At 70.5% G+C, this 25,224-nt stretch carries 24 protein-coding genes; 17 read left to right on the top strand and 7 right to left on the bottom strand.

Features of this window, described 5'->3' with window-relative positions:
• The first annotated feature begins 14 nt into the window (after positions 1 to 14).
• The 8 genes from rimI (at position 15) to ACFVXA_RS04070 (ending at position 8,703) form a co-directional block, all read left to right on the top strand.
• A complete protein-coding gene (gene rimI, locus ACFVXA_RS04035; RefSeq protein WP_362022072.1) occupies positions 15 to 497 on the top strand; it encodes a ribosomal protein S18-alanine N-acetyltransferase in 483 nt (160 codons plus the stop codon).
• Positions 490 to 1,614 (top strand): tRNA (adenosine(37)-N6)-threonylcarbamoyltransferase complex transferase subunit TsaD, encoded by a 1,125-nt coding sequence (gene tsaD / locus ACFVXA_RS04040; RefSeq protein ID WP_362021960.1) that lies wholly within the window; start codon positions 490 to 492, stop codon positions 1,612 to 1,614. Before rimI ends, tsaD begins: the two co-directional genes overlap by 8 nt.
• Positions 1,611 to 1,862 (top strand): hypothetical protein, encoded by a 252-nt coding sequence (locus tag ACFVXA_RS04045; RefSeq protein ID WP_389463232.1) that lies wholly within the window; start codon positions 1,611 to 1,613, stop codon positions 1,860 to 1,862. The genes tsaD and ACFVXA_RS04045 overlap by 4 nt, the downstream gene beginning before the upstream one ends.
• 217 nt (positions 1,863 to 2,079) lie before the next feature.
• Entirely contained in the window at positions 2,080 to 3,147 is a 1,068-nt protein-coding gene (locus tag ACFVXA_RS04050; protein WP_389756318.1) for an LCP family protein, read from the top strand.
• 74 nt (positions 3,148 to 3,221) lie between these two features.
• Positions 3,222 to 4,616: a VCBS repeat-containing protein gene (locus ACFVXA_RS04055; RefSeq protein WP_390023728.1), complete on the top strand. Its 1,395-nt coding sequence runs from the start codon at positions 3,222 to 3,224 to the stop codon at positions 4,614 to 4,616.
• 189 nt (positions 4,617 to 4,805) lie between these two features.
• Positions 4,806 to 5,162 (top strand): YciI family protein, encoded by a 357-nt coding sequence (locus ACFVXA_RS04060; RefSeq protein ID WP_383735932.1) that lies wholly within the window; start codon positions 4,806 to 4,808, stop codon positions 5,160 to 5,162.
• Positions 5,163 to 5,207: 45 nt separating this feature from the next.
• Positions 5,208 to 6,476 (top strand): RNA polymerase sigma factor, encoded by a 1,269-nt coding sequence (locus ACFVXA_RS04065; protein ID WP_389463236.1) that lies wholly within the window; start codon positions 5,208 to 5,210, stop codon positions 6,474 to 6,476.
• Between the two features lie 184 nt (positions 6,477 to 6,660).
• Positions 6,661 to 8,703 carry a cell wall-binding repeat-containing protein gene (locus ACFVXA_RS04070; RefSeq protein ID WP_390023730.1) on the top strand — a complete coding sequence of 681 codons (2,043 nt, stop codon included), beginning with the start codon at positions 6,661 to 6,663 and terminating at the stop codon, positions 8,701 to 8,703.
• On the opposite strand, the gene ACFVXA_RS04075 is transcribed toward ACFVXA_RS04070, so the two are convergent.
• Positions 8,681 to 9,970 carry a methyltransferase domain-containing protein gene (locus tag ACFVXA_RS04075; RefSeq protein WP_390023732.1) on the bottom strand — a complete coding sequence of 430 codons (1,290 nt, stop codon included), beginning with the start codon at positions 9,968 to 9,970 and terminating at the stop codon, positions 8,681 to 8,683. The genes ACFVXA_RS04070 and ACFVXA_RS04075 overlap by 23 nt on opposite strands.
• Positions 9,971 to 10,060: 90 nt before the next feature.
• Here ACFVXA_RS04075 and ACFVXA_RS04080 point away from each other — a divergent pair, with 90 nt between their 5' ends.
• From ACFVXA_RS04080 to groL, 4 genes are all read left to right on the top strand, one after another.
• Positions 10,061 to 11,011 (top strand): polysaccharide deacetylase family protein, encoded by a 951-nt coding sequence (locus ACFVXA_RS04080; protein WP_390023734.1) that lies wholly within the window; start codon positions 10,061 to 10,063, stop codon positions 11,009 to 11,011.
• On the top strand, positions 11,008 to 11,766 hold the full coding sequence (locus tag ACFVXA_RS04085; protein WP_383735920.1) for a polysaccharide deacetylase family protein: 759 nt from the start codon (positions 11,008 to 11,010) through the stop codon (positions 11,764 to 11,766). The genes ACFVXA_RS04080 and ACFVXA_RS04085 overlap by 4 nt, the downstream gene beginning before the upstream one ends.
• Before the next feature lie 296 nt (positions 11,767 to 12,062).
• Complete coding sequence (gene groES / locus ACFVXA_RS04090) at positions 12,063 to 12,371, top strand: co-chaperone GroES (RefSeq protein ID WP_261705370.1); 309 nt, start codon at positions 12,063 to 12,065, stop codon at positions 12,369 to 12,371.
• A 113-nt stretch (positions 12,372 to 12,484) separates the two neighbouring features.
• Complete coding sequence (groL, locus tag ACFVXA_RS04095; protein WP_362021933.1) at positions 12,485 to 14,113, top strand: chaperonin GroEL; 1,629 nt, start codon at positions 12,485 to 12,487, stop codon at positions 14,111 to 14,113.
• A 125-nt stretch (positions 14,114 to 14,238) separates the two neighbouring features.
• Here groL and ACFVXA_RS04100 read toward each other — a convergent pair whose 3' ends face one another.
• The 3 genes from ACFVXA_RS04100 to ACFVXA_RS04110 form a co-directional block, all read right to left on the bottom strand.
• The gene (locus ACFVXA_RS04100; RefSeq protein ID WP_362021930.1) at positions 14,239 to 14,946 is read right to left on the bottom strand and encodes an ester cyclase; all 708 of its coding nucleotides are present in this window, start codon (positions 14,944 to 14,946) and stop codon (positions 14,239 to 14,241) included.
• Between the two features lie 143 nt (positions 14,947 to 15,089).
• Entirely contained in the window at positions 15,090 to 15,863 is a 774-nt protein-coding gene (locus tag ACFVXA_RS04105; RefSeq protein ID WP_389934958.1) for an SDR family NAD(P)-dependent oxidoreductase, read from the bottom strand.
• Between the two features lie 96 nt (positions 15,864 to 15,959).
• Positions 15,960 to 16,628 (bottom strand): MOSC domain-containing protein, encoded by a 669-nt coding sequence (locus ACFVXA_RS04110; RefSeq protein ID WP_383735914.1) that lies wholly within the window; start codon positions 16,626 to 16,628, stop codon positions 15,960 to 15,962.
• An 80-nt stretch (positions 16,629 to 16,708) separates the two neighbouring features.
• Here ACFVXA_RS04110 and ACFVXA_RS04115 point away from each other — a divergent pair, with 80 nt between their 5' ends.
• On the top strand, positions 16,709 to 17,605 hold the full coding sequence (locus ACFVXA_RS04115; RefSeq protein ID WP_362021922.1) for a LysR family transcriptional regulator: 897 nt from the start codon (positions 16,709 to 16,711) through the stop codon (positions 17,603 to 17,605).
• Positions 17,606 to 17,738: 133 nt separating this feature from the next.
• On the opposite strand, the gene ACFVXA_RS04120 is transcribed toward ACFVXA_RS04115, so the two are convergent.
• Positions 17,739 to 18,068, bottom strand: a complete 330-nt coding sequence (locus tag ACFVXA_RS04120; RefSeq protein WP_362021918.1) for a WhiB family transcriptional regulator — start codon at positions 18,066 to 18,068, stop codon at positions 17,739 to 17,741.
• 390 nt (positions 18,069 to 18,458) lie between these two features.
• On the opposite strand from ACFVXA_RS04120, the gene ACFVXA_RS04125 reads away from it, so the two are divergent.
• The 4 genes from ACFVXA_RS04125 (at position 18,459) to ACFVXA_RS04140 (ending at position 23,041) form a co-directional block, all read left to right on the top strand.
• Positions 18,459 to 19,070 carry a response regulator transcription factor gene (locus ACFVXA_RS04125; RefSeq protein ID WP_003948568.1) on the top strand — a complete coding sequence of 204 codons (612 nt, stop codon included), beginning with the start codon at positions 18,459 to 18,461 and terminating at the stop codon, positions 19,068 to 19,070.
• Between the two features lie 256 nt (positions 19,071 to 19,326).
• On the top strand, positions 19,327 to 19,902 hold the full coding sequence (locus tag ACFVXA_RS04130; protein WP_362021916.1) for a sigma-70 family RNA polymerase sigma factor: 576 nt from the start codon (positions 19,327 to 19,329) through the stop codon (positions 19,900 to 19,902).
• 394 nt (positions 19,903 to 20,296) lie between these two features.
• Complete coding sequence (guaB, locus tag ACFVXA_RS04135) at positions 20,297 to 21,802, top strand: IMP dehydrogenase (RefSeq protein ID WP_362021913.1); 1,506 nt, start codon at positions 20,297 to 20,299, stop codon at positions 21,800 to 21,802.
• A 114-nt stretch (positions 21,803 to 21,916) separates the two neighbouring features.
• Positions 21,917 to 23,041, top strand: a complete 1,125-nt coding sequence (locus tag ACFVXA_RS04140; RefSeq protein WP_362021910.1) for a GuaB3 family IMP dehydrogenase-related protein — start codon at positions 21,917 to 21,919, stop codon at positions 23,039 to 23,041.
• A gap of 75 nt (positions 23,042 to 23,116) precedes the next feature.
• On the opposite strand, the gene ACFVXA_RS04145 is transcribed toward ACFVXA_RS04140, so the two are convergent.
• Positions 23,117 to 23,719: a hypothetical protein gene (locus tag ACFVXA_RS04145; protein WP_383735907.1), complete on the bottom strand. Its 603-nt coding sequence runs from the start codon at positions 23,717 to 23,719 to the stop codon at positions 23,117 to 23,119.
• Between the two features lie 162 nt (positions 23,720 to 23,881).
• Positions 23,882 to 25,090: a nucleotide sugar dehydrogenase gene (locus ACFVXA_RS04150; protein WP_362021903.1), complete on the bottom strand. Its 1,209-nt coding sequence runs from the start codon at positions 25,088 to 25,090 to the stop codon at positions 23,882 to 23,884.
• Positions 25,091 to 25,224: the final 134 nt, after the last annotated feature.

The raw sequence follows: 25,224 nt of genomic DNA on the forward strand, positions 1-25,224 counted from the left end.
CCGAGCTGCGCGAGATGCGCTGGTGGGACATCGATCCCGTGGTGGAGCTGGAGAAGGCGCTCTTCCCCGAGGACGCCTGGTCGCGGGGGATGTTCTGGTCCGAGCTGGCCCATGCCCGCGGGTCGGAGGCGACGCGACGGTATGTCGTCGCCGTCGACGACGGCCGGCTCGTCGGGTACGCGGGGCTCGCCGCCTCCGGTGACGTGGGCGACGTACAGACCATCGCCGTCGCCCGCGACCAGTGGGGCACCGGCCTCGGCGCGCGCCTGCTCGCCGAGCTGCTGCGGGCCGCGACCGCCTTCGAGTGCGCCGAGGTGCTGCTCGAATGCCGCGTGGACAACGTGCGCGCGCAGAAGCTGTACGAGCGCTTCGGCTTCGAGCCCATCGGTTTCAGACGCGGCTACTACCAGCCGGGGAACATCGACGCCCTGGTCATGCGCCTGACCGACCCCTCGACCTCCGTACACGGAACGCAAGGAACAGAGATCAATGGCTGACTCACGCGACGAGCCTCTGGTACTCGGCATCGAGACCTCCTGTGACGAGACCGGCGTCGGCATCGTCCGCGGCACCACACTCCTCGCGGACGCGATCGCCTCCAGCGTCGACGAGCACGCGCGTTTCGGCGGGGTCGTACCGGAGGTCGCCTCCCGCGCCCACCTGGAGGCGATGGTGCCCACCATCGACCGGGCGCTGAAGGAAGCGGGGGTGAGCGCGAAGGATCTGGACGGCATCGCGGTGACCGCCGGGCCCGGGCTCGCCGGGGCGCTGCTCGTCGGGGTCTCCGCCGCGAAGGCGTACGCGTACGCGCTGGGCAAGCCGCTGTACGGCGTCAACCACCTCGCCTCCCACATCTGCGTGGACCAGCTGGAGCACGGCGCGCTGCCGGAGCCGACGATGGCCCTCCTCGTCTCGGGCGGACACTCCTCGCTGCTCCTCTCCACGGACATCACCTCCGACGTACGGCCGATGGGCGCGACCATCGACGACGCGGCGGGCGAGGCCTTCGACAAGATCGCTCGCGTGCTGAACCTCGGCTTCCCCGGCGGTCCCGTCATCGACCGGTACGCGAAGGAGGGCGACCCCCGTGCGATCGCGTTCCCGCGCGGGCTCACCGGGCCGCGTGACCCGGCGTACGACTTCTCCTTCTCCGGTCTGAAGACCGCCGTGGCCCGTTGGATCGAGGCCAAGCGGGCGGCCGGGGAGGAGGTGCCGGTGCGCGATGTGGCCGCCTCCTTCCAGGAGGCGGTGGTGGACGTGCTGACCAGGAAGGCCGTACGGGCCTGCAAGGACCAGGGTGTCGACCACCTCATGATCGGCGGCGGTGTGGCCGCCAACTCGCGGCTGCGGGTACTGGCCCAGGAGCGCTGCGAGGCCGCCGGGATCCGGCTGCGGGTGCCGCGGCCCAAGCTGTGCACGGACAACGGGGCGATGGTGGCCGCGCTGGGCGCGGAGATGGTGGCGCGGAACCGGGCCGCCTCCGACTGGGACCTGTCGGCGGACTCCTCGCTGCCGGTGACCGACCCGCATGTGCCAGGGCACGCGCATACGCACTCCCCCGCGCACTCGCATGATCATGTGCACGAGGTCAGCAAGGAGAACCTGTACTCGTGAGCGTCGCGCTGATGTGGGAGGCGCGGGCGGTCTCCGGGCGGGGGGATGAGCTGCTCGACTGGGTGCGGGGGCAGGAGCTCGCGGCCTCGCCGCTGCGCCGGGAGATCTTCCGGGCGCCCCAGGACCGCGTGCTCGTCATCACGTGGTGGGACGCGGCGTACGACGCCGAACTGCCCGAACTCCCCGAGCCGGACGGGGAGTTGGTGACCCGGGCGGTGCACCGGTGGCGCTTCGAGTCGGTGTCCTGACGGCTGCCGGAGCCGGGTCCTGGCGGTCGTCGGAGCCGGCTCCTGGCGGTCGTCGGAGCGGGTGGCCCGGGGCAACCGCCGGAACACGTACCGATGGTGACGTCGGGATGAGTTCCCAGGCCGGAACGCTGAGGTCCGCCTGAGAAGTCTGAGATTTTCCGAAGGAAAGCCCAGAAGAGGTTCCTGCGCGTAATAAATCGGACTTACGTTCCTCCGCGTGAAAGCTGAAGACGAGCACGGGGACGGCCACGAGGGCGTCGCGAGACGCGGCGGCCGGCGGCGCGGGCTGCTGAAGGCCGCCGGAGTCGTACTCGCCGGCGCCCTCGTCCTCTCCGCCGCGGGGGTGGGCTGGGCCTACTGGCACCTGAACCACAACATCAAGAGCGTGGACATCAACAGCGCGCTGGGCGACGACCGCCCGCCGAAGGCCGTGTCGACCCCCTCGGCGTCCGCGTCGGCCTCCGCGTCCCCGCTGCCGAGCGGCGCGCTGAACATCCTGGTCCTCGGCTCCGACTCCCGCAGCGGCAAGGCGAACGCCGAGCTCGGCGGCGGCAGCAGCTCCGGCGCCCGCTCGGACACCGCGATGGTCGTCCACATCGACGAGGGCCGCACCAAGGCGACCGTGGTGAGCATCCCCCGGGACACCCTGGTCACCCGCCCCTCCTGCCCCACGGCGTCGGGCGGGACGACCTCGGTGGCGTATCACGCGATGTTCAACAGCGCGTACTCCGTCGGCGGTCCGGTCTGCGCGGTGAAGACGGTCGAGGCCATGACCGACGTCCGCATGGACCACTACATCGAGATCGACTTCTCCGGCTTCGCGAGCCTGGTGGACGCGCTGGGCGGCGTCACCGTCACGACGGACGAGAACATCGACGACGACAAGAGCCATCTGCACCTCAAGGCCGGCGAACACCACCTCGACGGCACGCAGGCACTCGCGCTGGCCCGTACCCGACACGGCATAGGCGACGGCAGCGACCTGGGCCGCATAGGCCTCCAGCAGAAGCTGGTCAAAGCCCTGTTGAAGCAGATGTCGTCGACCGCCCTGCTCACCGATCCCACCAAGCTCTACAAGGTCGCCGACGCGGTCACCGGCAGCCTCACCACCGACACGGGGCTCGACTCCCTGGGCGAACTGACGAAACTCGGCCAGAGCCTGAAGTCCCTGTCGTCCGACGAGGTCAAGACGGTGATGATGCCGGTGGTGACGGCTCCCTCGGACCGCAACCGGGTGGTGGCCGACGAGCCGGAGGCGAGCGACCTGTGGGCCTCGCTGAAGTGAGCGGGCGTACAACCAATCTCCGAGATGGTGAGTCTCGTGCGGTGACCGTGTCGCCGTAACGGGAGGGTGTCCCGATGTTTTCCCTGCGTTCGCGTGCTCGTTGGGCGGTACCGCTGGCGGTGGGCCTTGTCGCCCTGGGAGTAGGCCAGTTGGGCACGGCCGAGGGGGCCGCGGCTCGCCCCGCCGCCCCCGTACGCGACGACTTCAACGGCGACGGATACGCGGACCTCGCCATCGCCGCCGACCACGCGACCGTCGGGGGGCAGAGCAAGGCGGGCTATGTTGTGGTGATGTACGGGGGCCCGCACGGGCTGTCGGCGACCGACGGGAGCAGGCGGACCGTCATCAGCCGGGCCACGAGCGGGATTCCGGGCAGTCCGGTCAAGGGGCAGGCCTTCGGGACGCAGCTGTCCAAGGGCGATCTCGACGGCGACGGTTACGCGGACCTGGTCATCGGTACCGGCGGGGCCGGTGACGCCGTCGTCGTCTGGGGCGGGGCGCGCGGACTGGCCGGGGGCACATCCGTCCCCGGCGAGAACAGCCAGACCGGTGACTTCGACGGCGACGGCAGGCTCGACCTGGCGCTGTTCCGTCCCGGGCACGGCGGCGGGGACGACCCCGGAGGCACCGAGGCCGTCGTCTGGACGGGCCCGGTGAGCCGCACCGGCGCCCCGGCCCGCTCGTCGGCCCTCGACCCCGAGCACCTCCAGTACGTCGATGTCACGGGCGGCGCCACCGGGGACGTCGACGGCGACGGCCGCGAGGACCTCGCGCTGTCGGTGTACTGCGGCGACGGCAACTACTGCACGGACCTCTACCGGGCCTCGGCCTCCGGCCTGGTGCGCACCGGTGCGCACGGCGGCGACCACTCCGTCGCGCTCGGCGACATCAACGGCGACGGGTATGACGACGTGGTCGCCGGAATCGGCTCCGACAACCGGATCGACGTCGCCTACGGCTCGGCGTCCGGCATCCCGCAGAGCGCCACCTGGAAGACGTTCACGCAGGACAGCCCCGGTGTGCCGGGAGCCGACGAGAGCAACGACATGTTCGGCGCCGCGGTGGCCGTCGGGGACGTCACCGGCGACGGATACGACGACGTCGCGGTCGGCGCCGCCTGCGAAGACCTGGGGGACGCCAAGTGCACCGGCGACGTCACCCTGCTGCACGGCAGCCGCTCCGGGCTCACCGGCACCGGCGCCCAGTTCATCAGCCAGAACACCTCCGGCATCCCCGGCACCTCCGAGACCGACGACATCTTCGGCTACGCCGTCCAGCTCCTCGACATCAACGGCAACGGCTACGCCGACCTGACCGCCGCCGCCCCGCACGAGAACACCGGCAACGGCGCCGTCTGGGAACTCCGCGGCCGACCCGGCGGGATCGTCCCGGACGCGGCGCTCTCCTTCGGCGGCCGGACCCTCGGGACCCCGTACACGAAGGCGCAGTTCGGCTTCACGGTCGAGTAGCCGCCCAGAGCCGGCCTCCACCTCGGTCGTAACCCCACGACCTGCGGAAACGCGTCCGGCGGGAGAAAATTCGAGAAATTCCGGGGACGGTGTCGAAACCGGCGTCTCCCGTTCGACGCAGGGGTGAGAGGCCGGGAGAGCCCGCCTCCGAGGCGTGAGAGCCATACGCGAGACACACGAGGAGTCACCATGCCGCGCTACCTGTCGCTCGTCCGGATCGACGAGAGCACCGCGCCCGCCGAGGGCCCCAGCCCCGAGCTGATGCAGCGGATGGGGGAGCTGATCGAGGAGATCACCAAGGCGGGCGTCATGCTCGACACCGCCGGGCTGACGCCGTCCGCCCAGGGGAAGCGGGTGCACTGGGCGGGCGGGCAGCTGTCCGTCACCGACGGGCCCTTCACCGAGTCCAAGGAGGTCGTCGGCGGCTACGCGATCATGCAGTGCAAGGACATGGCCGAGGCGCTGGAGTGGACCAACCGCTTCCTGAAGGTGCACGAGGAGCACTGGACGGTGACCTGCGAGGTGCGGGAGATCGCGGAGGGCTGAGCCACGGCTTGGCCGCGCGGCCTCGCGGGTGTCTGATGGTGGGCTGTGGAACAGCAGCCCACCGTCCCCGGTGCCGTCGAGACCGTCGAGACCGTCTTCCGTATCGAGTCGCCCCGCATCATCGCCGGCGTCGCCCGGATCGTCCGTGACGTCGGCATCGCCGAGGAACTCGCGCAGGACGCCCTGGTCGCGGCCCTCGAACAGTGGCCCAGGGACGGCGTGCCGGACAATCCGGGTGCCTGGCTGACGGCGGCGGCCAAGCACCGGGCGATCGACCTCGTACGCCGCCGGGAGCGGTACGCGCGCAAGCTGGAGGAGGTGGGGCGGGACCTGTCGGTCACCGCCCCGCACCACCTCGACGAGCCCGCCGACCCGGACGACATCGACGACGACCTGCTCCGCCTCGTCTTCACCGCCTGCCACCCCGTCCTGTCCGCCGAGGCCCGTATCGCCCTCACACTGCGGCTGCTGGGCGGCCTGACGACTCCCGAGATCGCGCGCGCCTTCCTCGCCCCGGAAGCGACCGTCGCTCAGCGCATCGTGCGCGCCAAGCGGACGCTCGCGACGAAGGGGGTCGCCTTCGAGGTCCCGTACGGCCCCGAGCGCGAAGCCCGTCTCGGGTCCGTCCTCGAGGTCATCTACCTGATCTTCAACGAGGGGTACGCGGCCACCGAGGGCGACGACCTGCTGCGTCCCGCCCTGTGCGAGGACGCGCTCCGACTGGCCCGGGTACTGGCCGAGTTGATGCCCAAGGAGCCCGAAGTGCACGGGTTGGTCGCCCTGTTGGAGATCCAGGAGTCCCGCGCCGCCGCCCGGACCGGACCGTCCGGCGAACCGGTCCTCCTCAAGGACCAGAACCGCCGCCGCTGGAACCGCATGCTCATCCGCCGGGGCTTCGCCGCGCTGGGCCGCGCCAACGCCGTCGCCACGGGCGGCCCCGGCCCGTACGCCCTCCAGGCGGCCATCGCCGCGTGCCACGCGCAGGCTTACACGTACGAGGACACGGACTGGAGCCGGATCGCCACCCTGTACGGGCTGCTGGCGGTCCGCTCTCCTTCCCCCGTGGTCGAGCTGAACCGCGCCGTCGCCGTCTCGATGGCGGAGGGGCCGGAGGCCGGGCTCGCCCTCGTCGACGCCCTCGCCGAAGAGCCCGCGCTCCGCGACTACCACCTGCTGCCCAGCGTCCGGGGCGACCTGCTCGCCCGGCTCGGACGTACGGCTCAGGCGCGGGCGGAGTTCGAGCGTGCGGCGGCCCTGGCCCGCAACGAGCGGGAACGCGCGCTGCTGCTGGACCGGGCCAGGTCGAGCGGCTGAGCCCGGTTGGCGTACCGGCCTTCTCCTGGACACCTTCCGTAACTCTGTTCCCCCACGGAACTTCACGAATTACAGTGACCCGGCTGCCATGACGCGGCTGTGAGCCTTCGAGGGGAGAGGCACCGGCCCTGCGAGCGAGCGCAGCTCCGACGTTTCTGATCCATGGGGGGTCAACAACTTGAGCATGTTCACGCGCCGCCGTGCGGCGGCGCTCGCGACCGCGGCGACCTTCGCCGCGGCCACCCTGGCGACGGCGCCCGGCGCTGTCGCCGACGACGCCGGTCCCTGGCCGGGCACCGAGGGCAAGATCCTGGTGGACGGCCCGCTCCTGGTCGATCCGACCACCGGCAAGGCCACCGAGGTTCCGAGCCAGGCCGGCTGGTACGCCGCCTGGGCGCCGGACGGCAGCCGGCTCATCACCACCTGGAGCCAGATCTCGAGCATCCGGCCGAGCGGTGCCTCGAAGATCACCCTGCCCTGGGCGGAAGGGGTCCGCTCCAGCGCCTCGTACGAGGACCTGGCCTTCTGGTGGGGCGGGCGCTACGTCGTCTTCTCCACCGGCGGCCAGCTCGCCTACGGTCCCTCCGACGGCTCGTGGGCGCCCCGCCCGCTGCTGACGGCCACCCAGGAGCCCTCCACCGTCTGCGACAAGGACCCGACCGTGAGCCCGTACGGTCTGGTGGCGTTCGAGCGGCGCATCAACTACGGCTGCTACGACAACGACGGCGTCTGGGTCTACGACTCGACGGCGAAGACGGTCAAGCGGGTCCTGGCCGACGCCGAGCAGCCCGCCTACTCGCCGGACGGCAGCAAGCTGGCGTTCGTGCGGCACGTCGGCGGCGGGATGTCGCAGATCTTCACCGCCAACGCCGACGGCACGGGCGTCCAGCAGATCACCACCGACTCCCGGGGTTACGAGAACCCGTCCTGGTCGCCCACCGGCAAGCGGATCATCTTCGACGCCCACACCACGGGCGACAGCTCCGACGTGCACACCACCGAGTACGTGGACCTGGCCACCGGCACGCTCACCAAGGTGCCGGCCGACCCGGCCGGCAACTCCGGCAGCAACCCCAGCTGGCAGCCGCTGCGCAAGAACGGCACCGGCAGGGTCTGGGGCGCCGACACCTACGCCTCCAACAACGCCGCCTCGCGCTGGACCTGGAACACGGTCGGGCAGAGCGCGCCGGGCCTGCTGGACGCCAAGGCCGCTGTGCTGATCAACCAGGACGACGCGGCGTACTCGCTCACCGCGCCCGCGCTGGCCGGCAAGAAGCAGGGGCCGGTGCTGATGACCCCGAAGAGCGGCCTGTCCTCCGCGACGAAGGCCGAGCTCAAGCGGGTGCTGAAGCCGGGCGCGAACGTCTACCTCATCGGCGGCACGTCCATCCTCGGCAGCGCGGTGTCCTCGCAGGTGTCCGCACTCGGTTTCACCCCGAAGCGGCTGGCGGGGACGTCCCGCTACTCGACCTCGGTCGCGGTGGCGAAGTCCGTGACCAGCGCGCCGAAGTACGTGTTCCTGGCCACCGGCACCGACTACCACTCGGCGCTCGCGGCGGCCGCCGCGGCCGGGGCGGACGGTACGAGCAGCGCGGGCAGTGTCGTCCTCAACGACGGCAACAAGCTGACCGATTCGGTGAAGGCGTACCTCAACGGCCTGAACCCGAAGAACACCATGGTCATCACGGTGGGTGCGTCGGCGAAGTACGCGCTGACGCACACGTACCTCTCCAAGTGGCCGTCGACATACTCCTACTACCCGATCACGGCGAGCACCAACGAGGGCACCTCCGCGGCCATCGCCAAGTTCTGGTGGAGCGCCCCGAGCCAGGCCGCCCTCGCCTACACGAACAACTGGCGCGGCGGCGTGTCGGCGGGTGCGGCGACGAACGTCTTCGGACCCGTCCTGTGGACCTCGCGCGACACCCTGTCGAGCGAGGCCAAGAGCTATCTGCTCCGCGAGTCCGCGAGCACGCAGTTCGTGGTCGGCTTCGGCGGCACCGGGTCGATCGCGGCGGGCACGCTGGACACCGCGGGCGCCTCGATCAGCGCCGGCAGCGGCCAGTTCGTGTACCACCCGTACTACAACGGCCTGGAGCCGGCGAGTTCGGGGCAGAGCACCTTCGAGCTCCGCACGAACGGCGGTCAGGCCGCGACGGTGGCGAGGTCGGGGCCGGTCGGCGCCGAGCCGAACCTGGCACCCCTCAAGACGGTCCACCGGCAGTAGGCGGCGTCGGGGGGGGGCCCCCCGCCGATGGGGGGGGCCCCCGCGCCGCCCCCCCCGCCCCCCCCCACCCCCCCCCACCCCGGGGGGGGGGGGGGGCGCGGCCCCCCCCCGCCCCCGGGGGCGCCCCCCCCGCGACCCGGGTCAGGAACACCGTCACCGCGTTCGTCCCCTGCGGCTTGGGCAGCGCCTTGCGGCGCAGTTCCTCCGGCTCGACGGCCGACCCCCGCTTCTTCACCGTCAGGACGCCGACCTCCCGCTCCCGCAGCAGCGCCTTCAACTTCTTGACGTTGAAGGGCAGTCGGTCGGTGATCTCGTACGCGGAGGCGTACGGCGTCGGGCGCAGCGCGTCCGCCGTGACGTACGCGATCGTCTCGTCGAGGAGCCCGCCGTCGAGGTCCTCGGCCACCTCCGCGACCAGATGCGCGCGGATGACGGCGCCGTCGGGCTCGTACAGATAGCGCCCGACGGTCCGGACCTCAGGGTCCGGCAGGCCTCGCCCGCGCAGCTCGCGCGGACCGGGCAGCAGTGTGGCCCGCACCAGGCCCGGCTCCGTGCCGAACCACAGCACCGCCTCCTTCACGTCCCCGCCGTCCGAGATCCACTCGGCCTCCGCCTCGGCCGGGATCGCCTCGTGCGGGATGCCGGGGGCGATCTTCAGGGCGGCGAGCGGGGCCTTGAGCGCCGTGTCGACCGCCCACGACAGCGGCGGTGAGTACGCCTCGGGGTCGAAGATCCGGCCACGGCCGCCCCGCCGCGCGGGGTCCACGAAGACCGCGTCGTACGCCGTCGTGTCCACCTCGGTGACATCCGCCTCGCGCACCTCGATGAGGCCGGTGAGGCCGAGCGCGTCGGCGTTGGCGCGGGCGACCGCCGCCGTCAGCGGGTCGCGGTCGACGGCGAGGACCCGGATCCCGGCGCGGGCCAGCGCGATCGCGTCGCCGCCGATGCCGCAGCAGAGGTCGGCGACGGCGCGGACGCCCAGCGCGCGGAACCGCTCCGCGCGGTAGGTGGCCACGCTCGTCCGCGTCGACTGCTCGACCCCGTTCGGGGTGAAGAACATCCGCTCCGCGTCCTCGGCCCCGAACTTCGCGGCCGCCCGCTGCCGCAGCCGCGCCTGTCCGAGCGCCGCCGAGACCAGCTCGGCCGGGTGCTCACGGCGCAGCCGGGTGGCGACGGCCAGCTCCCGCGCCGGTTCGGTGCCGCGCACCTCGTCGAGCAGGGCACGGCCCTCGGGGGTGAGCAGGGAGGCGAAGGAGACGTCGTTCACCGGCCCATTGTGGGCCAGTCGGTGGATGGTGCGCGTCCCACGGCGGTGTCGGGGTCGCGCGCGGGGCCCGTCCTGGGAGGATCCGGCACCATGCGACTAGTACGACAAAATGAAAAAACCGGGTCAAAGGGTGCTGGCTGGAGTGTCGGCCGGGGTGTCGGCCTCCGTGGCGGAGTTGCCGTGCTCGCCCTTGCCGCGCTGGTGTCCGGCTGTGGGGACGGTGGTGGCGAGGGTGCGCGGCCGGCCCACGGGCAGCAGGCGCTGAAGGCGCCCCCGGCCCGCGCCCTCGACTCGTACGCCTCCAGGCTCCGCCTCGGACACGCCCAGCGTGTCGCCGCGGCCAAGCACTGGGGGCTGGACAGGACGCCCCTGGACCCCCCGCCCCCGCCCGCCAAGAAGCCGGTGATCAAGCCCCGCGACGGGTTCGAGGTCGACGACCAGGAGGAGCTGGGGCTGCCGCCGGTCTTCACGACCGTCCCGACCAAGGAAAAGATCGTCTTCCTCACCATCGACGACGGTGACGAGAAGGACCCGAAGTTCCTGCGGATGATGAACGACCTGAAGATCCCGTACACCGCCTTCCTCAGCAACTACCTGATCAAGGACAACTACGCCTACTTCCGCAAGATGCGCGACAGCGGCGTCACCCTCAACAACCACACGCTGCACCACCCCTACCTGCCCGGGCTCTCCTACGACGAGCAGCGGTACGAGATCTGCGGCATGCAGTCCGTGATGAGCAAGCAGTTCGGCAAGCGCCCGACGCTCTTCCGGCCCCCGTACGGCAACTACAACCAGGACACCCTGCGCGCCGCCAAGTCCTGCGGCATCAAGTACGCGCCCATCTGGGACGAGGAAGTCTTCGTCGACCACTGGGACTACCGCGAGTGGGACCGTGACCTGCACCCCGGCGACATCGTCCTCACCCACTTCCGCGGCCGCAACGACTGGAACGGCACCATGACCGACATGGTCCGCCGCTTCCTGAAGATGGTGACGGACAAGGGATACGCCGTGGCCCGCCTGGAGGACTACCTGTGAGGTACCGGGTGCGCGCGCTGGTCGCCGGACTGCTCGCCGCCGCGCTGCTCAGCGGCTGCGCGCAGTCCGTCGACCCGATCGAGCGGCTGGGCAAGAAGGCGGCGCAGAAGGTACGTCCGCGCGAGGCGGCGTACCGCCGCTGGGGGCTCGCCGCCCCGCTCGCCCGGCCGCCGCGGCCGCCCGCCCGGACCGCCGCGCGCACCGCGGGGCCGGGGCTGCTCCCGGTCGTGGACCACGTGGCCACCCGCGACCGGGTGGTCTTCCTGACGTACGACGACGGTGCCGAGCGGGATCCGCGGTTCGTCGACATGGTCCGTGAACTGCGGCTGCCGGTCAGCATGTTTCTCACGGACAGTGTCGTCGGGCCGGGGTACGGGCACTTCGCGCAGCTGCGGGCGGTCGGTGCGAGCGTGCAGAACCACACCCTCGACCACGCCTCCCTGCGCGGCCTTCCGTACGTCGGCCAGCGCGCCGAGATCTGCGGCCAGCAGGAGAAGCTGAAACGGCGCTTCGGCATCCGGCCCAGGCTGCTGCGTCCCCCGTACGGCAGGTACGACGCCACCACGCTGCGCGCCGCCGCCGACTGCGGGGTCGCGGCGCTCGTGCTGGGACGGGAGACCGGCGTGGGCCCGCTGCGGGCCGGCGAGATCCTGGTCATCCCCGACGAGCCGGGCCTGACGGGGGCGACGACCCGGCTGCTCCGACGGGTACAGGCACAGGGGTACGGGCTGGGGCGCCTGGAGGACTACCTCTGATCGGGGCGCTCAAGGCGCTCGAGGCGCTCGAGGTGCTCGGGGTACTCCGGGTGCTCGGAGGGCCACGACCGACCGCTCTCGCGCCGGGGACCGTACCGAGGTTTTACGTTCATGTAGGCGCCGCGTTGGCACTCCGCTTGACCGAGTGCTAATCGCAGTCATAGTCTCGGGTCTGGCACTCCCCCCTGGAGAGTGCCAATAGCGACGGGCAGGTCCGGCACCCGCGACGACGGATCGACCTGGTCGCCACCTCAGACAGTTAACCCCGTGAGATCTCCGAAGGGGGAGGTCGGATCGTGACGACCACCAGCTCCAAGGTTGCCATCAAGCCGCTCGAGGACCGCATTGTGGTCCAGCCGCTCGACGCCGAGCAGACCACGGCTTCTGGCCTGGTTATTCCGGACACCGCCAAGGAGAAGCCCCAGGAGGGCGTCGTCCTGGCCGTGGGCCCGGGCCGGTTCGAGGACGGCAACCGTCTTCCGCTCGACGTCACTGTCGGCGACGTCGTGCTGTACAGCAAGTACGGCGGCACCGAGGTGAAGTACAACGGCGAGGAGTACCTCGTCCTCTCGGCTCGCGACGTGCTCGCGATCATCGAGAAGTAATTCACCCAGATTTGCAGTGAACTGCGCCCCTGGCCCCCGCGACCTCCATGAAGCCGGGCGCTGGGGGCGCAGTTCGTTTCTCCCAAGTTTTCCGAGAGGGCTGAATCGCTCCCATGGCGAAGATCCTGAAGTTCGACGAGGACGCCCGTCGCGCCCTTGAGCGCGGCGTCAACAAGCTTGCCGACACGGTGAAGGTGACGATCGGTCCCAAGGGCCGCAACGTCGTCATCGACAAGAAGTTCGGCGCTCCCACCATCACCAACGACGGTGTGACCATCGCCCGCGAGGTCGAGGTCGAGGACCCGTACGAGAACCTCGGCGCCCAGCTGGTGAAGGAGGTGGCGACCAAGACCAACGACATCGCGGGTGACGGTACGACCACCGCCACCGTGCTGGCCCAGGCGCTCGTCCGCGAGGGCCTGAAGAACGTCGCCGCGGGTGCCTCCCCGGCGCTGCTGAAGAAGGGCATCGACGCGGCCGTCAAGGCGGTCTCGGACGAACTCCTCGCCACCGCGCGCCCGATCGACGAGAAGTCCGACATCGCCGCCGTCGCCGGTCTGTCCGCCCAGGACCCGCAGGTCGGCGAGCTCATCGCCGAGGCGATGGACAAGGTCGGCAAGGACGGTGTCATCACCGTCGAGGAGTCCAACACCTTCGGTCTCGAGCTGGACTTCACCGAGGGCATGGCCTTCGACAAGGGCTACCTGTCGCCGTACTTCGTGACGGACCAGGAGCGCATGGAGGCCGTCCTCGAGGACCCGTACATCCTCATCCACCAGGGCAAGATCAGCTCCATCCAGGACCTGCTGCCGCTGCTGGAGAAGGTCATCCAGGCCAACGCCTCCAAGCCGCTGCTGATCATCGCCGAGGACGTCGAGGGCGAGGCCCTGTCGACCCTGGTCGTGAACAAGATCCGCGGCACGTTCAACGCCGTCGCCGTGAAGGCCCCCGGCTTCGGTGACCGCCGCAAGGCCATGCTCGGCGACATCGCCACCCTCACCGGTGGTCAGGTCATCGCCGAGGAGGTCGGCCTCAAGCTCGACCAGGTCGGCCTGGACGTGCTGGGCACCGCCCGCCGCGTGACCGTCACCAAGGACGACACCACCGTCGTCGACGGTGGCGGCAGCTCCGACGAGGTCGCCGGCCGGATCAACCAGATCAAGGCCGAGATCGAGAACACCGACTCCGACTGGGACCGCGAGAAGCTCCAGGAGCGCCTCGCGAAGCTGGCCGGCGGCGTGTGCGTGATCAAGGTCGGCGCCGCCACCGAGGTCGAGCTCAAGGAGAAGAAGCACCGTCTGGAGGACGCCATCTCCGCGACCCGCGCCGCGGTCGAGGAGGGCATCGTCTCCGGTGGTGGCTCCGCGCTCGTCCACGCCGTGAAGGTCCTCGAGGGCAACCTCGGCAAGACCGGCGACGAGGCCACGGGTGTCGCGGTCGTCCGCAAGGCCGCCGTCGAGCCGCTGCGCTGGATCGCCGAGAACGCCGGCCTGGAGGGTTACGTCATCACCTCCAAGGTCGCCGACCTCGACAAGGGCCAGGGCTTCAACGCCGCCACCGGCGAGTACGGCGACCTGGTCAAGGCCGGCGTCATCGACCCGGTCAAGGTCACCCGCTCCGCCCTGGAGAACGCCGCCTCCATCGCCTCCCTGCTCCTCACGACCGAGACCCTGGTCGTCGAGAAGCCGGCCGAGGAGGAGTCCGACGGCGGTCACGGCCACGGCCACGGGCACTCGCACTGACGTCTGACGTCTGACGTCTGACGTCTGACGTCCGAGGCGTGACGCCTGAGGTACGACGCCTGAGGTACGACGCCTTGAAGAGGCCCCCTTCCCAGCTGGGAAGGGGGCCTCTTCCGTCGGGAGTGCTACATCTCCAGCGCGTCGAGCGCCCCGAGCTGCGACATCAGCCCCAGCCGGTCGTACTGCCACCAGCCCTCGGCGATCTTTCCGTCGTCCTGGCAGCGGAAGATGGTCGTCCCGGTCATGCCGACCTGCTGCCCGGTCGCCGGAATGCCCATGAAGTCGCCCGTGTGGGTGCCGCTCCAGGTCCACCGGGTGCAGACGCGCTCGCCCTCGGTGATCTGGTCGTCGACGGTGAAGACGAAATCGAACCCGCCGCGCCACATCCCGATCTCGCGCCGCATCGCGTCGAGACCGATGGTGTCCTGTTCGTTGGACGGATCGTGGTCGTGGTAGTTCTCCGCCATCAGATCGTTGAGCGGCGGCAGTTCACCCGTGACGGCCACCGTCTCGAAGAACCTGCGGATGGTGGCCGCGTACAACTGCTCGTCGCGGACCACGTCCAGGTCCGTGAACGTCGGCATCTCGTCGCAGAGCGCCACCATCTCCCGGAAGATCGTGTCCGTCTCGGGAAGCTTCGAGTTCCGCATCGCCTCTTCGAACGAGGGGAACTCCACGATCTCTATGAAGTGGGTCGCGTCGGACCGGTCCTTGCCGATCACGCTGTGCGTAGCGGTCCGCTTCCCCTTGGTCTTCTCGACCCATGTGTCCATCAGCCGGTTCATGTCGTCGAACCGGCTGGTCCTGCAGTCGATGAGCTGTACGAATGTCATGGCGCCGCCTCCGGCCCCCTGGGTCCGGTTGAACAGCCTCATTTTCCCACCGGAGGGACGACACCACCTACCGCGCAGCTCCCCTTTACCGGGGCTTACCGGGAACTACCGGTTCTTACTGGGCCAACTGTGCCAACTGGGACTTACTGCGGCCCGTACTTCCGTCCCGTCTTCGACGTGATCCCGCCCAGCAGCGCGCGCGGTGTCACCTTCACCAGGCCCATCAGCGCCTTGTAGCGCGGATCGGGGACGGACAGGGACTTGCCGCGGGCCAGGTCCGCGAGCGCCGCCGCGACCAGCTTGTCCGCGTCGAGCCACATCCAGTTCGGGATGTTGTCCGTGCCCATCCCGGCCCGCTGGTGGAACTCGGTGCGCACGAAGCCGGGGGCCAGCGCCATCAGCCGTACGCCGCTGCCCGCCAGATCCTTCGCCGCGCCCTGCGTGAACTGCACCACCCACGCCTTGGACGCCCCGTACGTACCCCGCGGCACGAACGCGGCCACCGACGCGACGTTGACGACCCCGCCCCGGCCGCGCTCCCGCATGGCCTCGGTCGCCGCAGACGTCAGCCGGAGCACCGCCTCGCAGTGCACCTTGAGCATCTTCAGCTCGTCGGCCATCGGCACGTCGAGGTAGCGGCCCTTGTTGCCGAAGCCCGCGTTGTTGACCAGCAGGTCGACGGGGTTCTTGCGGTCGCTCAGACGGGCGGCCACCGTCTCGATGCCCTCGTCGGTCGCCAGGTCCGCCGTCAGCACCTCCGCCTCGATGCCGTGCCGGTCGTGCAGTTCGGTGGCCTGCTCGCGCAGCCGCTTCGTATCGCGTGCCACCAGCACGAGGTTGTGCCCGTCAGCCGCCAGACGCCGCGCGAAGGCGGCGCCGATGCCCGCGGTCGATCCCGTAATCAGAGCCGTTGTCATGGCGCAAGGTTAGTGACCTGGCCAGGGCTCCGGCGCCCGGCGCCACCCAACGCCCGGCCACGCTCCACGAGTTCCCCGCACCAGCGTCACGTGGACCTAGACGCCGTATGTCGCCACGTACTTCCGTGCCGTCGCCAGTGACTCCGGATGCAGGGCCTCGGCCGCTGCCAACAGCCTTGGCAGCAGCTCCCGTTCGAGCGTGGTGGCACGGAACTGGAGAGCGACGGTGACGTCGTGGTCCGGCCGGTGCGCGATCTCGATGCGGTCGCCGGAGCGGATCTCACCGGGCTCGATCACCCGCAGATACGCCCCGGGCGCGCCCTGCTGCGTGAAGCGCCTGACCCAGCCCTTCTCGCCGAGGTGCTCCTGGAAGGTCCGGCACGGGATGCGCCCGCAGGTGACCTCCAGGACGACCTCAGGGCCGATGCGCCAGCGCTCGCCGATCCGGGCACCGGACACGTCGAGCCCCTCGGTCGTGAGGTTCTCGCCGAACACGCCGTTCGGCAGCGTCCGGCCCAGCTCGCGCTCCCAGGCGTCGAGGTCCTCGCGCGCGACCGCGTACACGGCCTGGTCGTCCCCGCCGTGATGGCGCGTGTCGCACACCGTGTCCCCGGCGAGGCCGCTCGCGCCGACCCCCTTCGGCCCGGGCGGCGCGACCCGCACCGAACCGTCCACCGGCCGCTTGTCGATGGCGGTCAGGCCCTCCGGCTGGTCCGTGTACGGGACGGCGCGCGCACGGCCCACGTTCAGGGAAAGAAGCTGCATGGCCCTCACGCTAAGCGATATGAGCCAAAGCGTCGACGCAATATTCGCAGTTGTACCCAAGACTCGCTTATGCTCAATAGGTGATCGAGGCCCGTCATCTCCGCGTGCTGCGCGCCGTCGCCACCACCGGTTCCTTCTCGGCGGCGGGGCGCGAGCTGGGCTGCACCCAGCCCGCCATCAGCCAGCAGATGAAGGCCCTGGAGGCGTCCGTCGGCACCCCGCTGCTGATCCGCACAGGCCGCGAGATGCGCCTCACCCAGGCCGGCGAGGCCCTGGTCCGGCACGCGGCGGGCATCCTCTCCGGACTCACCGCCGCCGAGGAGGAGGTCGCCGCGATCGCGGGCCTGCGCGCGGGGCGCGTCCGGCTCGTCTCCTTCCCCAGCGGCAGCTCCACGCTCGTCCCGACAGCGCTCGCCGCGCTGCGCGCCGCACACCCCGGCACCCGGGTCTCCCTGGAGGAGGCCGAACCGCCCCAGTCCGTCGAGAAGCTCCGGGCGGGCGACTGCGACATCGCGCTCGCCTTCCGGTACGCGGGCGCGGCGGGCGTCGAGGAGTGGGACGACCTGGTCGTACGGCCGCTGCTGACGGACCGGCTCGTCGGTCTGGTGCCCGAGCGGCACCGCCTCGCCCGGGCCGAGTCGGTCGCGATCGGCGAGTTCGCAGGGGAGTCGTGGATCGCGGGCTGTCCGCGTTGCCGTGGGCAACTGGTCGAGGTCTGCCGTGCCGCCGGCTTCGAGCCCCGTATCGACTTCGCCACCGACGACTACCCGGCCGTGGTCGGCCTGGTCGGCGCGGGTCTGGGGGTCGCAGTCCTCCCCGAACTGGCCATCGAGTCCGTACGTCCCATGGGGGCGCGCACGGTCACGGTCGAGCCCGCGGTGCGCAGGGAGATCGTCGCGCTCACGCTGCCGGATCTGGCACAGGTGCCGGCGGTGGCGGCGACGCTGGACCGGCTGGCGCGGGCCGCGGCGCGATAGCCGCGGCGCGATAAGGGCGTCCGTCTCGGCGGCCCCTCGGCGGCCCTGAAGCCCGGGAAGCGTCCCTGTCGCGGCGAAAAGTAGGGGCACGCGCGAGCGTGCCCGTGTGCGCCCAAAGCGCAGAAACGTTCCTTCAGTTGTTCGAAACGTGACCGCTTCCGGTGGTCGACGCCGAGACCAGCCGGTTGCGTGCCCGTCCCATGAGCTCTTCGCGCTCGTCCTCGGTCAACCCGCCCCACACGCCGTACGGCTCGCGCACCGCCAGCGCGTGCGCCGCGCACTCCGCGCGTACCGGGCACCTCATGCAGACCTCCTTGGCCGAGTTCTCACGAGCGCTCCGTGCCGCACCGCGCTCGCCCTCCGGGTGGAAGAAGAGCGAGCTGTCGACCCCGCGGCAGGCCGCGAGGAGCTGCCAGTCCCAGAGGTCCGCGTTCGGACCGGGAAGGCGGGAGAAATCTGCCATTGCGTGTCCCCTTGTTGCCGTTCTGGGCTGCTATGTGCCCATCGACCGTACATCTACGATCTAAGGAGATGAAAATATGACTCATTGCGAATCTAGCCGCAGACACCAGCAAAGGGGAAGAAAACAGGCTAAATGGGGCATAGGTTGTGATGAAACGTTGAGGGTCCGTCGTGCATGTCTGCACCGTGTCCGTGCCCTCACGTACAGTGCCGATGACGACTGACTGCCCCGTAACTCTTTCGAGTGACCATCGTTGAGAGGGCGGAGGCGGTTGAAGGAACAAGCGCTCGGGCAGGCGGCAGTATCCGTCGGCGAGTGTCGACCGCACAGGTGACGATTCGTACCAGCCTGGAGGCTCAAGGTGACGCGCATCAGCTGCGGAGGGCGGCCATGACATCCGTCCTCGTCTGCGACGACTCCCCGCTTGCCCGAGAGGCGCTCCGCCGCGCGGTCGCGACCGTGCCCGGCGTCGAGCGTGTGACGACGGCGGCCAACGGCGAGGAAGTCCTCCGCCGCTGGGGTGCCGACCGTTCGGACCTCATTCTGATGGACGTACGCATGCCCGGACTGGGCGGCGTGGAGACGGTCAGGCGGCTGCTGTCCGCCGACCCCGGTGCGCGCATCATCATGCTCACCGTCGCCGAGGACCTGGACGGCGTGGCGCTCGCCGTCGCCGCCGGTGCCCGCGGCTATCTGCACAAGGACGCCTCCCGCGCGGAGCTGCGGGCGACCGTCACGCAGGCGCTGGCCGACCCCACCTGGCGGCTCGCCCCGCGCAGACTGCGGTCGGCCGAGATGGGCGCCGCCCCCACGCTCACCGCGCGGGAGATCCAGGTGCTGGAAGGCATGAGTCACGGCCGCTCGAACGCGGAGATCGGCCGTGAGCTGTTCCTCTCCGAGGACACCGTGAAGACGCACGCCAGGCGGCTGTTCAAGAAGCTCGGCGCCTCGGACCGGGCGCACGCCGTGGCGCTCGGATTCCGGTGGGGCCTGGTTCGCTAGGTGGGTTCCAGCGGGGGTACGAGAATCCCCGCCTACCTTACGGTGGGCGGGGTTGGCAAAGGGACCCGCCGGGTGTCTGCTGCTCGTTTCGCCGCGGATGCCGCATCCTTGAGGTGTGGAGTCTCTCGGGGACGGATCGGTCGAGCGGAAGGGGAGGGCGCAGGAGATGAGTTCCGGCGCACCTACTCATAACGCTTCGGTGCACAACGATGGACGCGGTGCCACGGATCGCACGACGCCAAGGCACCATGGACCGATGCGCGGCGACGAGACGACGGTGATCGGTGCGCTCGTCCATCGCGCGGTCGACGGCGACGAGCAGGCCACGCACGACCTGCTCGCACGTGTACATCCCTTGGCGTTGCGCTACTGCCGCACCCGCCTCTCCCGACTTCCGGGCGACGCGCGGCACTTCGTCGAGGACCTGGCCCAGGAGGTCTGCGTAGCGGTGCTGCTCGCGCTGCCGCGCTACAAGGACACCGGGCGCCCCTTCGAGGCGTTCGTCTTCGCCATCGCCGCGCACAAGGTCGCCGACCTGCAGCGCGCCGCGATGCGCCACCCCGGCTCGACGGCGGTGCCCTCGGACGAGATGCCCGAGCGCCCCGACGACTCCCTCGGCCCGGAGGAGCGCGCCCTGCTCAGCAGCGACGCCGAATGGGCCAAGAAACTCCTGGCCAACCTCCCCGAAAACCAGCGCGAGCTCCTGCTCCTCCGCATCGCGGTGGGCCTCACGGCCGAGGAAACCGGCCAAATGTTGGGAATGTCACCAGGCGCCGTACGGGTGGCCCAGCACAGGGCGCTGAGCCGTTTGCGGGCGTTGGCGGAGCAGTAGCAGTAGCAGTAGCAGTAGCTGCGGCGCGGCCACTCCGCCAGGGCGGCAGGGGTTTTCCCCGCCGCGACGGTGACAGACGGTGACAAGCGGGGCGGTGCGATCCGGCGGTGCCGAGCCGGGCTCGGTCGGGACGGCTGGTTGTCTCCGTCACACCGGTGCTCCGCCAGAGCCCTTCTCCGCCCCCACTGCGGTGGGGACCCGGCCGGTGAGGACCTGCCGGGCGGACCGTCCCCGGCGGGGGATCCGACGCCCCGGGCGCGGGCCTGAACGGGGATGACACCAGCCCCGTACGAACATACGAAGCCGAAGCCCACCCTCAACCGTGGAATGAGAGAGCCATGCTTCCCGTTAGCATGGACATCCGCACCGATCAAGGCCATTTGGGGAAGGTGTCATGACTGCCAACGTCGACGGAGTGCCCGCCAAATTCGCGACACTCGGGCTGACCTACGACGACGTGCTGCTGCTGCCGGGCGCTTCCGAAGTGCTGCCCAACGCGGTCGACACCTCGTCCCGCATCTCCCGCAACGTGCGTGTGAACATCCCGCTGCTCTCGGCCGCGATGGACAAGGTGACCGAGTCGCGCATGGCCATCGCCATGGCCCGGCAGGGCGGCGTGGGCGTGCTGCACCGCAACCTCTCCATCGAGGACCAGGTCAACCAGGTCGACCTCGTGAAGCGTTCCGAGTCCGGCATGGTCACCGACCCGATCACGGTCCACCCGGACGCCACGCTGGCCGAGGCCGACGCGCTGTGCGCCAAGTTCCGCATCAGCGGCGTCCCCGTCACCGACGGCGGCGGCAAGCTGCTCGGCATCGTCACCAACCGCGACATGGCCTTCGAGACCGACCGCTCGCGCCAGGTCCGCGAGGTCATGACGCCGATGCCCCTGGTCACCGGCAAGGTCGGCATCTCGGGCAACGACGCGATGGAGCTGCTGCGCCGTCACAAGATCGAGAAGCTTCCGCTGGTCGACGACGCGGGTGTCCTCAAGGGCCTCATCACGGTCAAGGACTTCGTGAAGGCCGAGAAGTACCCGAACGCCGCGAAGGACGCCGAGGGCCGCCTGCTGGTGGGTGCCGCCGTCGGAGCCAGCCCCGAGGCGCTGGAGCGGGCGCAGGCCCTGGCCGAGGCCGGTGCGGACTTCCTGATCGTCGACACCTCGCACGGGCACAACAGCAACGCCCTCAACTGGATGGCGAAGATCAAGTCGAGCGTGGGCGTCGACGTGATCGGCGGCAACGTCGCCACCCGTGACGGCGCCCAGGCGCTCATCGACGCCGGTGTCGACGGCGTCAAGGTCGGCGTGGGCCCCGGCTCGATCTGTACCACCCGAGTGGTCGCCGGCATCGGCGTCCCCCAGGTCACCGCCATCTACGAAGCGGCCCTCGCGGCCCGCGCCGCAGGCGTCCCGGTGATCGGCGACGGCGGCCTGCAGTACTCCGGCGACATCGGCAAGGCCCTCGCGGCCGGCGCCGACACGGTGATGCTCGGCAGCCTCCTCGCGGGCTGCGAGGAGTCGCCCGGCGAGCTGCTCTTCATCAACGGCAAGCAGTTCAAGTCGTACCGCGGCATGGGCTCGCTCGGTGCCATGCAGTCGCGCGGCCAGGGCAGGTCGTACTCGAAGGACCGCTACTTCCAGGCCGAAGTGGCCTCCGACGACAAGCTCGTCCCCGAGGGCATCGAGGGCCAGGTGCCCTACCGCGGCCCGCTGGCCAACGTGCTGCACCAGCTCGTCGGCGGTCTGCGCCAGACCATGGGCTACGTGGGCGCCGCCACCATCGACGAGATGGAGTCCAAGGGCCGCTTCGTCCGCATCACCTCGGCGGGCCTCAAGGAGAGCCACCCGCACGACATCCAGATGACGGTCGAGGCGCCGAACTACAGCCGTAACCAGTAGTCGTCAGCGGTAGCCGTACGGCTCGAGGGCGGTCCCGGAGGTTCCGGGGCCGCCCTTGTCGTGGGCGTCGGGGATACTGGGAGGCGCAGAAACGAAGAGGGAAAGGCCACACACGTGACTGAGATCGAGATCGGGCGCGGCAAGCGCGGCCGCCGGGCGTACGCCTTCGACGACATCGCCGTCGTCCCGAGCCGCCGTACGCGAGACCCGAAGGAGGTCTCGATCGCCTGGCAGATCGACGCCTACCGCTTCGAGCTGCCCTTCCTGGCCGCCCCGATGGACTCGGTCGTCTCCCCGGCCACCGCGATCCGCATCGGCGAGCTGGGCGGCCTCGGCGTCCTCAACCTCGAAGGCCTGTGGACGCGGTACGAGGACCCGCAGCCGCTGCTCGACGAGATCGCCGGGCTGGACGTGGACACCGCGACCCGCCGCCTCCAGGAGATCTACGCCGCTCCCATCAAGGAGGAGTTGATCGGGCAGCGCATCAAGGAGGTGCGCGACTCGGGCGTGGTCACGGCCGCTGCCCTGTCCCCGCAGCGCACGGCGCAGTTCTCCAAGGCCGTCGTGGACGCGGGCGTGGACATCTTCGTCATCCGCGGTACGACGGTTTCTGCCGAGCACGTCTCCGGCGCCGCCGAGCCGCTGAACCTGAAGCAGTTCATCTACGAGCTGGACGTCCCGGTGATCGTCGGCGGCTGCGCCACGTACACCGCCGCCCTGCACCTCATGCGCACCGGCGCGGCCGGCGTCCTCGTCGGCTTCGGCGGCGGTGCCGCGCACACCACGCGCAATGTGCTGGGCATCCAGGTCCCGATGGCCACGGCCGTCGCGGACGTCGCCGCGGCCCGCCGCGACTACATGGACGAGTCCGGCGGCCGGTACGTGCACGTGATCGCCGACGGCGGTGTCGGCTGGTCCGGCGACCTCCCCAAGGCCATCGCCTGCGGCGCCGACTCGGTGATGATGGGCTCCCCGCTGGCCCGCGCCACCGACGCGCCCGGCCGCGGCCACCACTGGGGCATGGAGGCGGTCAACGAGGAGCTGCCGCGCGGCAAGAAGGTCGATCTCGGCACCGTCGGCACCATCGAGGAGATCCTCACCGGCCCCTCGCACATCCCGGACGGCTCGATGAACATCTTCGGTGCCCTGCGCCGCGCCATGGCCACCACCGGCTACAGCGAGCTCAAGGAGTTCCAGCGCGTCGAGGTCACGGTCGCGGACGCCCAGCACAAGCGCTGACCCGACCCCTTCCGTACACCTGCGAAGGGCCCGCCCACCGGACGGTGGACGGGCCCTTTCGCGTGCCGCTTGCGGTTACTGACCGGCCTTGCGGGTGCCCTGGAACGCCACGTACGCGGCGATCGCGAAGAAGACGAAGGTCAGCGGGTCGGCCTCGGCCTTCCAGGCCTCCTGGACCACGCTGAAGTGGTCGAAGAAGAGCTCGTTGAAGCTGAGGCCGATCTCCTTGGCGCCGATCATGGCCTCGCCGACCAGCTGGCCGAGGTAGACCGAGGCCACCGACAGGATCACGCTGACGATCGGCAGGATCGGGTTGCGTCCGCCGAAGCGGCCCGCGGCGAGGCCGATCAGGAAGCCGACGCCGACGGCGGCCCAGCCGATCTCGTGCTTGGTGAGGCCGATGATGACGCCGTAGACGCCCGCCGCGACCAGGGCGGCGCCGACGGCGGCTGCGAGGCCGAGCACGAGGTTGTCGCGCGCCGGAGCGGCCGGGGCGACGGGGGCCATCGGGAAGCCGGGCTGGGGAGCGCCCTGCGGGCCGGCCTGCTGCGGGAAGCCGGCCTCGCCGGCACCCTGCTGCGGGACAGGAGGCTGGCCGGGCTGGCCGGCGTACGGGTTCTCGCCCGCGTACGGGTTGTCGACCGGAGGACCGGACGGCGGCGGAGACGACTGACTCATGGTGGTTCCCCCCAGGGACGTCGGCGCACGTGTGGGTACGCCAGGGATGTAAGCGGATGTACGCGCACATCTGAGGCACCCGGGACGCGGGCGCACTTGTGTGCGAGAGCTGCCGCACATTAGCAGGCCGGAGTGACAACCTGTGAGGGGATTTCGGGGAGGTCAGAGCCGGTGCGCCGCTCCGGTGGGGGTCGCCCCCCGGGTGTCCAGCAGCAGCTGGGCCTTCACGGACAGTCCTTGCAGGTCGTACGTGCGGTGCTGCTGGAGCAGGATCGTGAGGTCGGCGTCGGCGGCGGCCTCGTAGAGGGAGTCCGCGCGCGGGACGGGGCGGCCGAGGACGCTCCAGGCCGGGACGAGCGGGTCGTGGTAGCTGACGGACGCGCCGAGTTCCATCAGGCGCAGCGCGATCTCGTGCGCGGGGGTGCCCTGGAGGTCGGCGAGATCGGGCTTGTAGGTGACGCCGAGCAGGAGCACACGTGCGGCGCGGGCCGATTTCCCGTGCTCGTTGAGGAGCGTGGCCGCGCGCTGGATGACGTACCGCGGCATGTAGTCGTTGACCTGCTGGGCCAGTTCGACCATCCGGAGCGGGCGGCTCGTGGGGCCGGTCAGGTCCTGGGGGATGCCGTGGCCGCCGACACCGGGCCCCGGCCGGAACGCCTGGAAGCCGAACGGCTTGGTCTCGGCGCAGCGGATGACGTCCCACAGGTCGACGCCCAGGTCGTGGCAGAGCACGGCCATCTCGTTGACGAGGGCGATGTTGACGTGCCGGTAATTGGTCTCCAGGAGCTGCACGGTTTCCGCTTCGCGTGGTCCACGCGCGCGTACCACCTTGTCGGTGAGGCGCCCGTAGAAGGCGGCGGCCGACTCGGTGCAGGCGGGGGTCAGACCGCCGATGACCTTCGGAGTGTTGGCGGGGACGAAGTCGCGGTTGCCGGGATCGACCCGACTGGGTGAGTAGGCGAGATGGAAATCGCGCCCCGCGCGCAGCCCGGAGCCCTCTTCGAGGAGCGGGCGGAGGAAATCCTCCGTGGTGCCGGGGTGCACGGGCGATTCCAGGATCACCGTGGTGTGCGGGCGCAGCCGGGCGGCCAGCGTGCGGGCGGCGCCCTCCACCTGGCTCAGGTCCAGGCCGCCGTCCGCGTCCCGTGGGGTCGGCGCGCAGATGACCGCGGTGCGGACGCGGCCGAGTTCGGCGGGGTTGGTGGTCGGCCGGAAGCCCCCCGAGAGCATCCGGCGCAGTTCGGCGGGGGTGAGGGAGCCGCCTTCCGGCCCCGTTTTGTAGCCGAGCGTGGGGATGCCGGCGGCAACGGCTGCCTGGGCCAGGGGCAGGCCGAGATGACCGAGTCCGATCACGGCGAGATCTGCGGGCATGGCGTGGGCCGTCCTTCCCAGTAACCGAAGCGGGACAGGTGCGCAAGCCCTGTGGACAGGATGGGCGAGCGCAATGTCAGACTAGGAGTAAATATGACCGATTTGCTGGATTGTTCGACCGTGATTCCTTGCGC

Origin of the sequence: Streptomyces sp. NPDC058246 (genome assembly GCF_042881985.1) — a bacterium.
Lineage (GTDB): Bacteria > Actinomycetota > Actinomycetes > Streptomycetales > Streptomycetaceae > Streptomyces.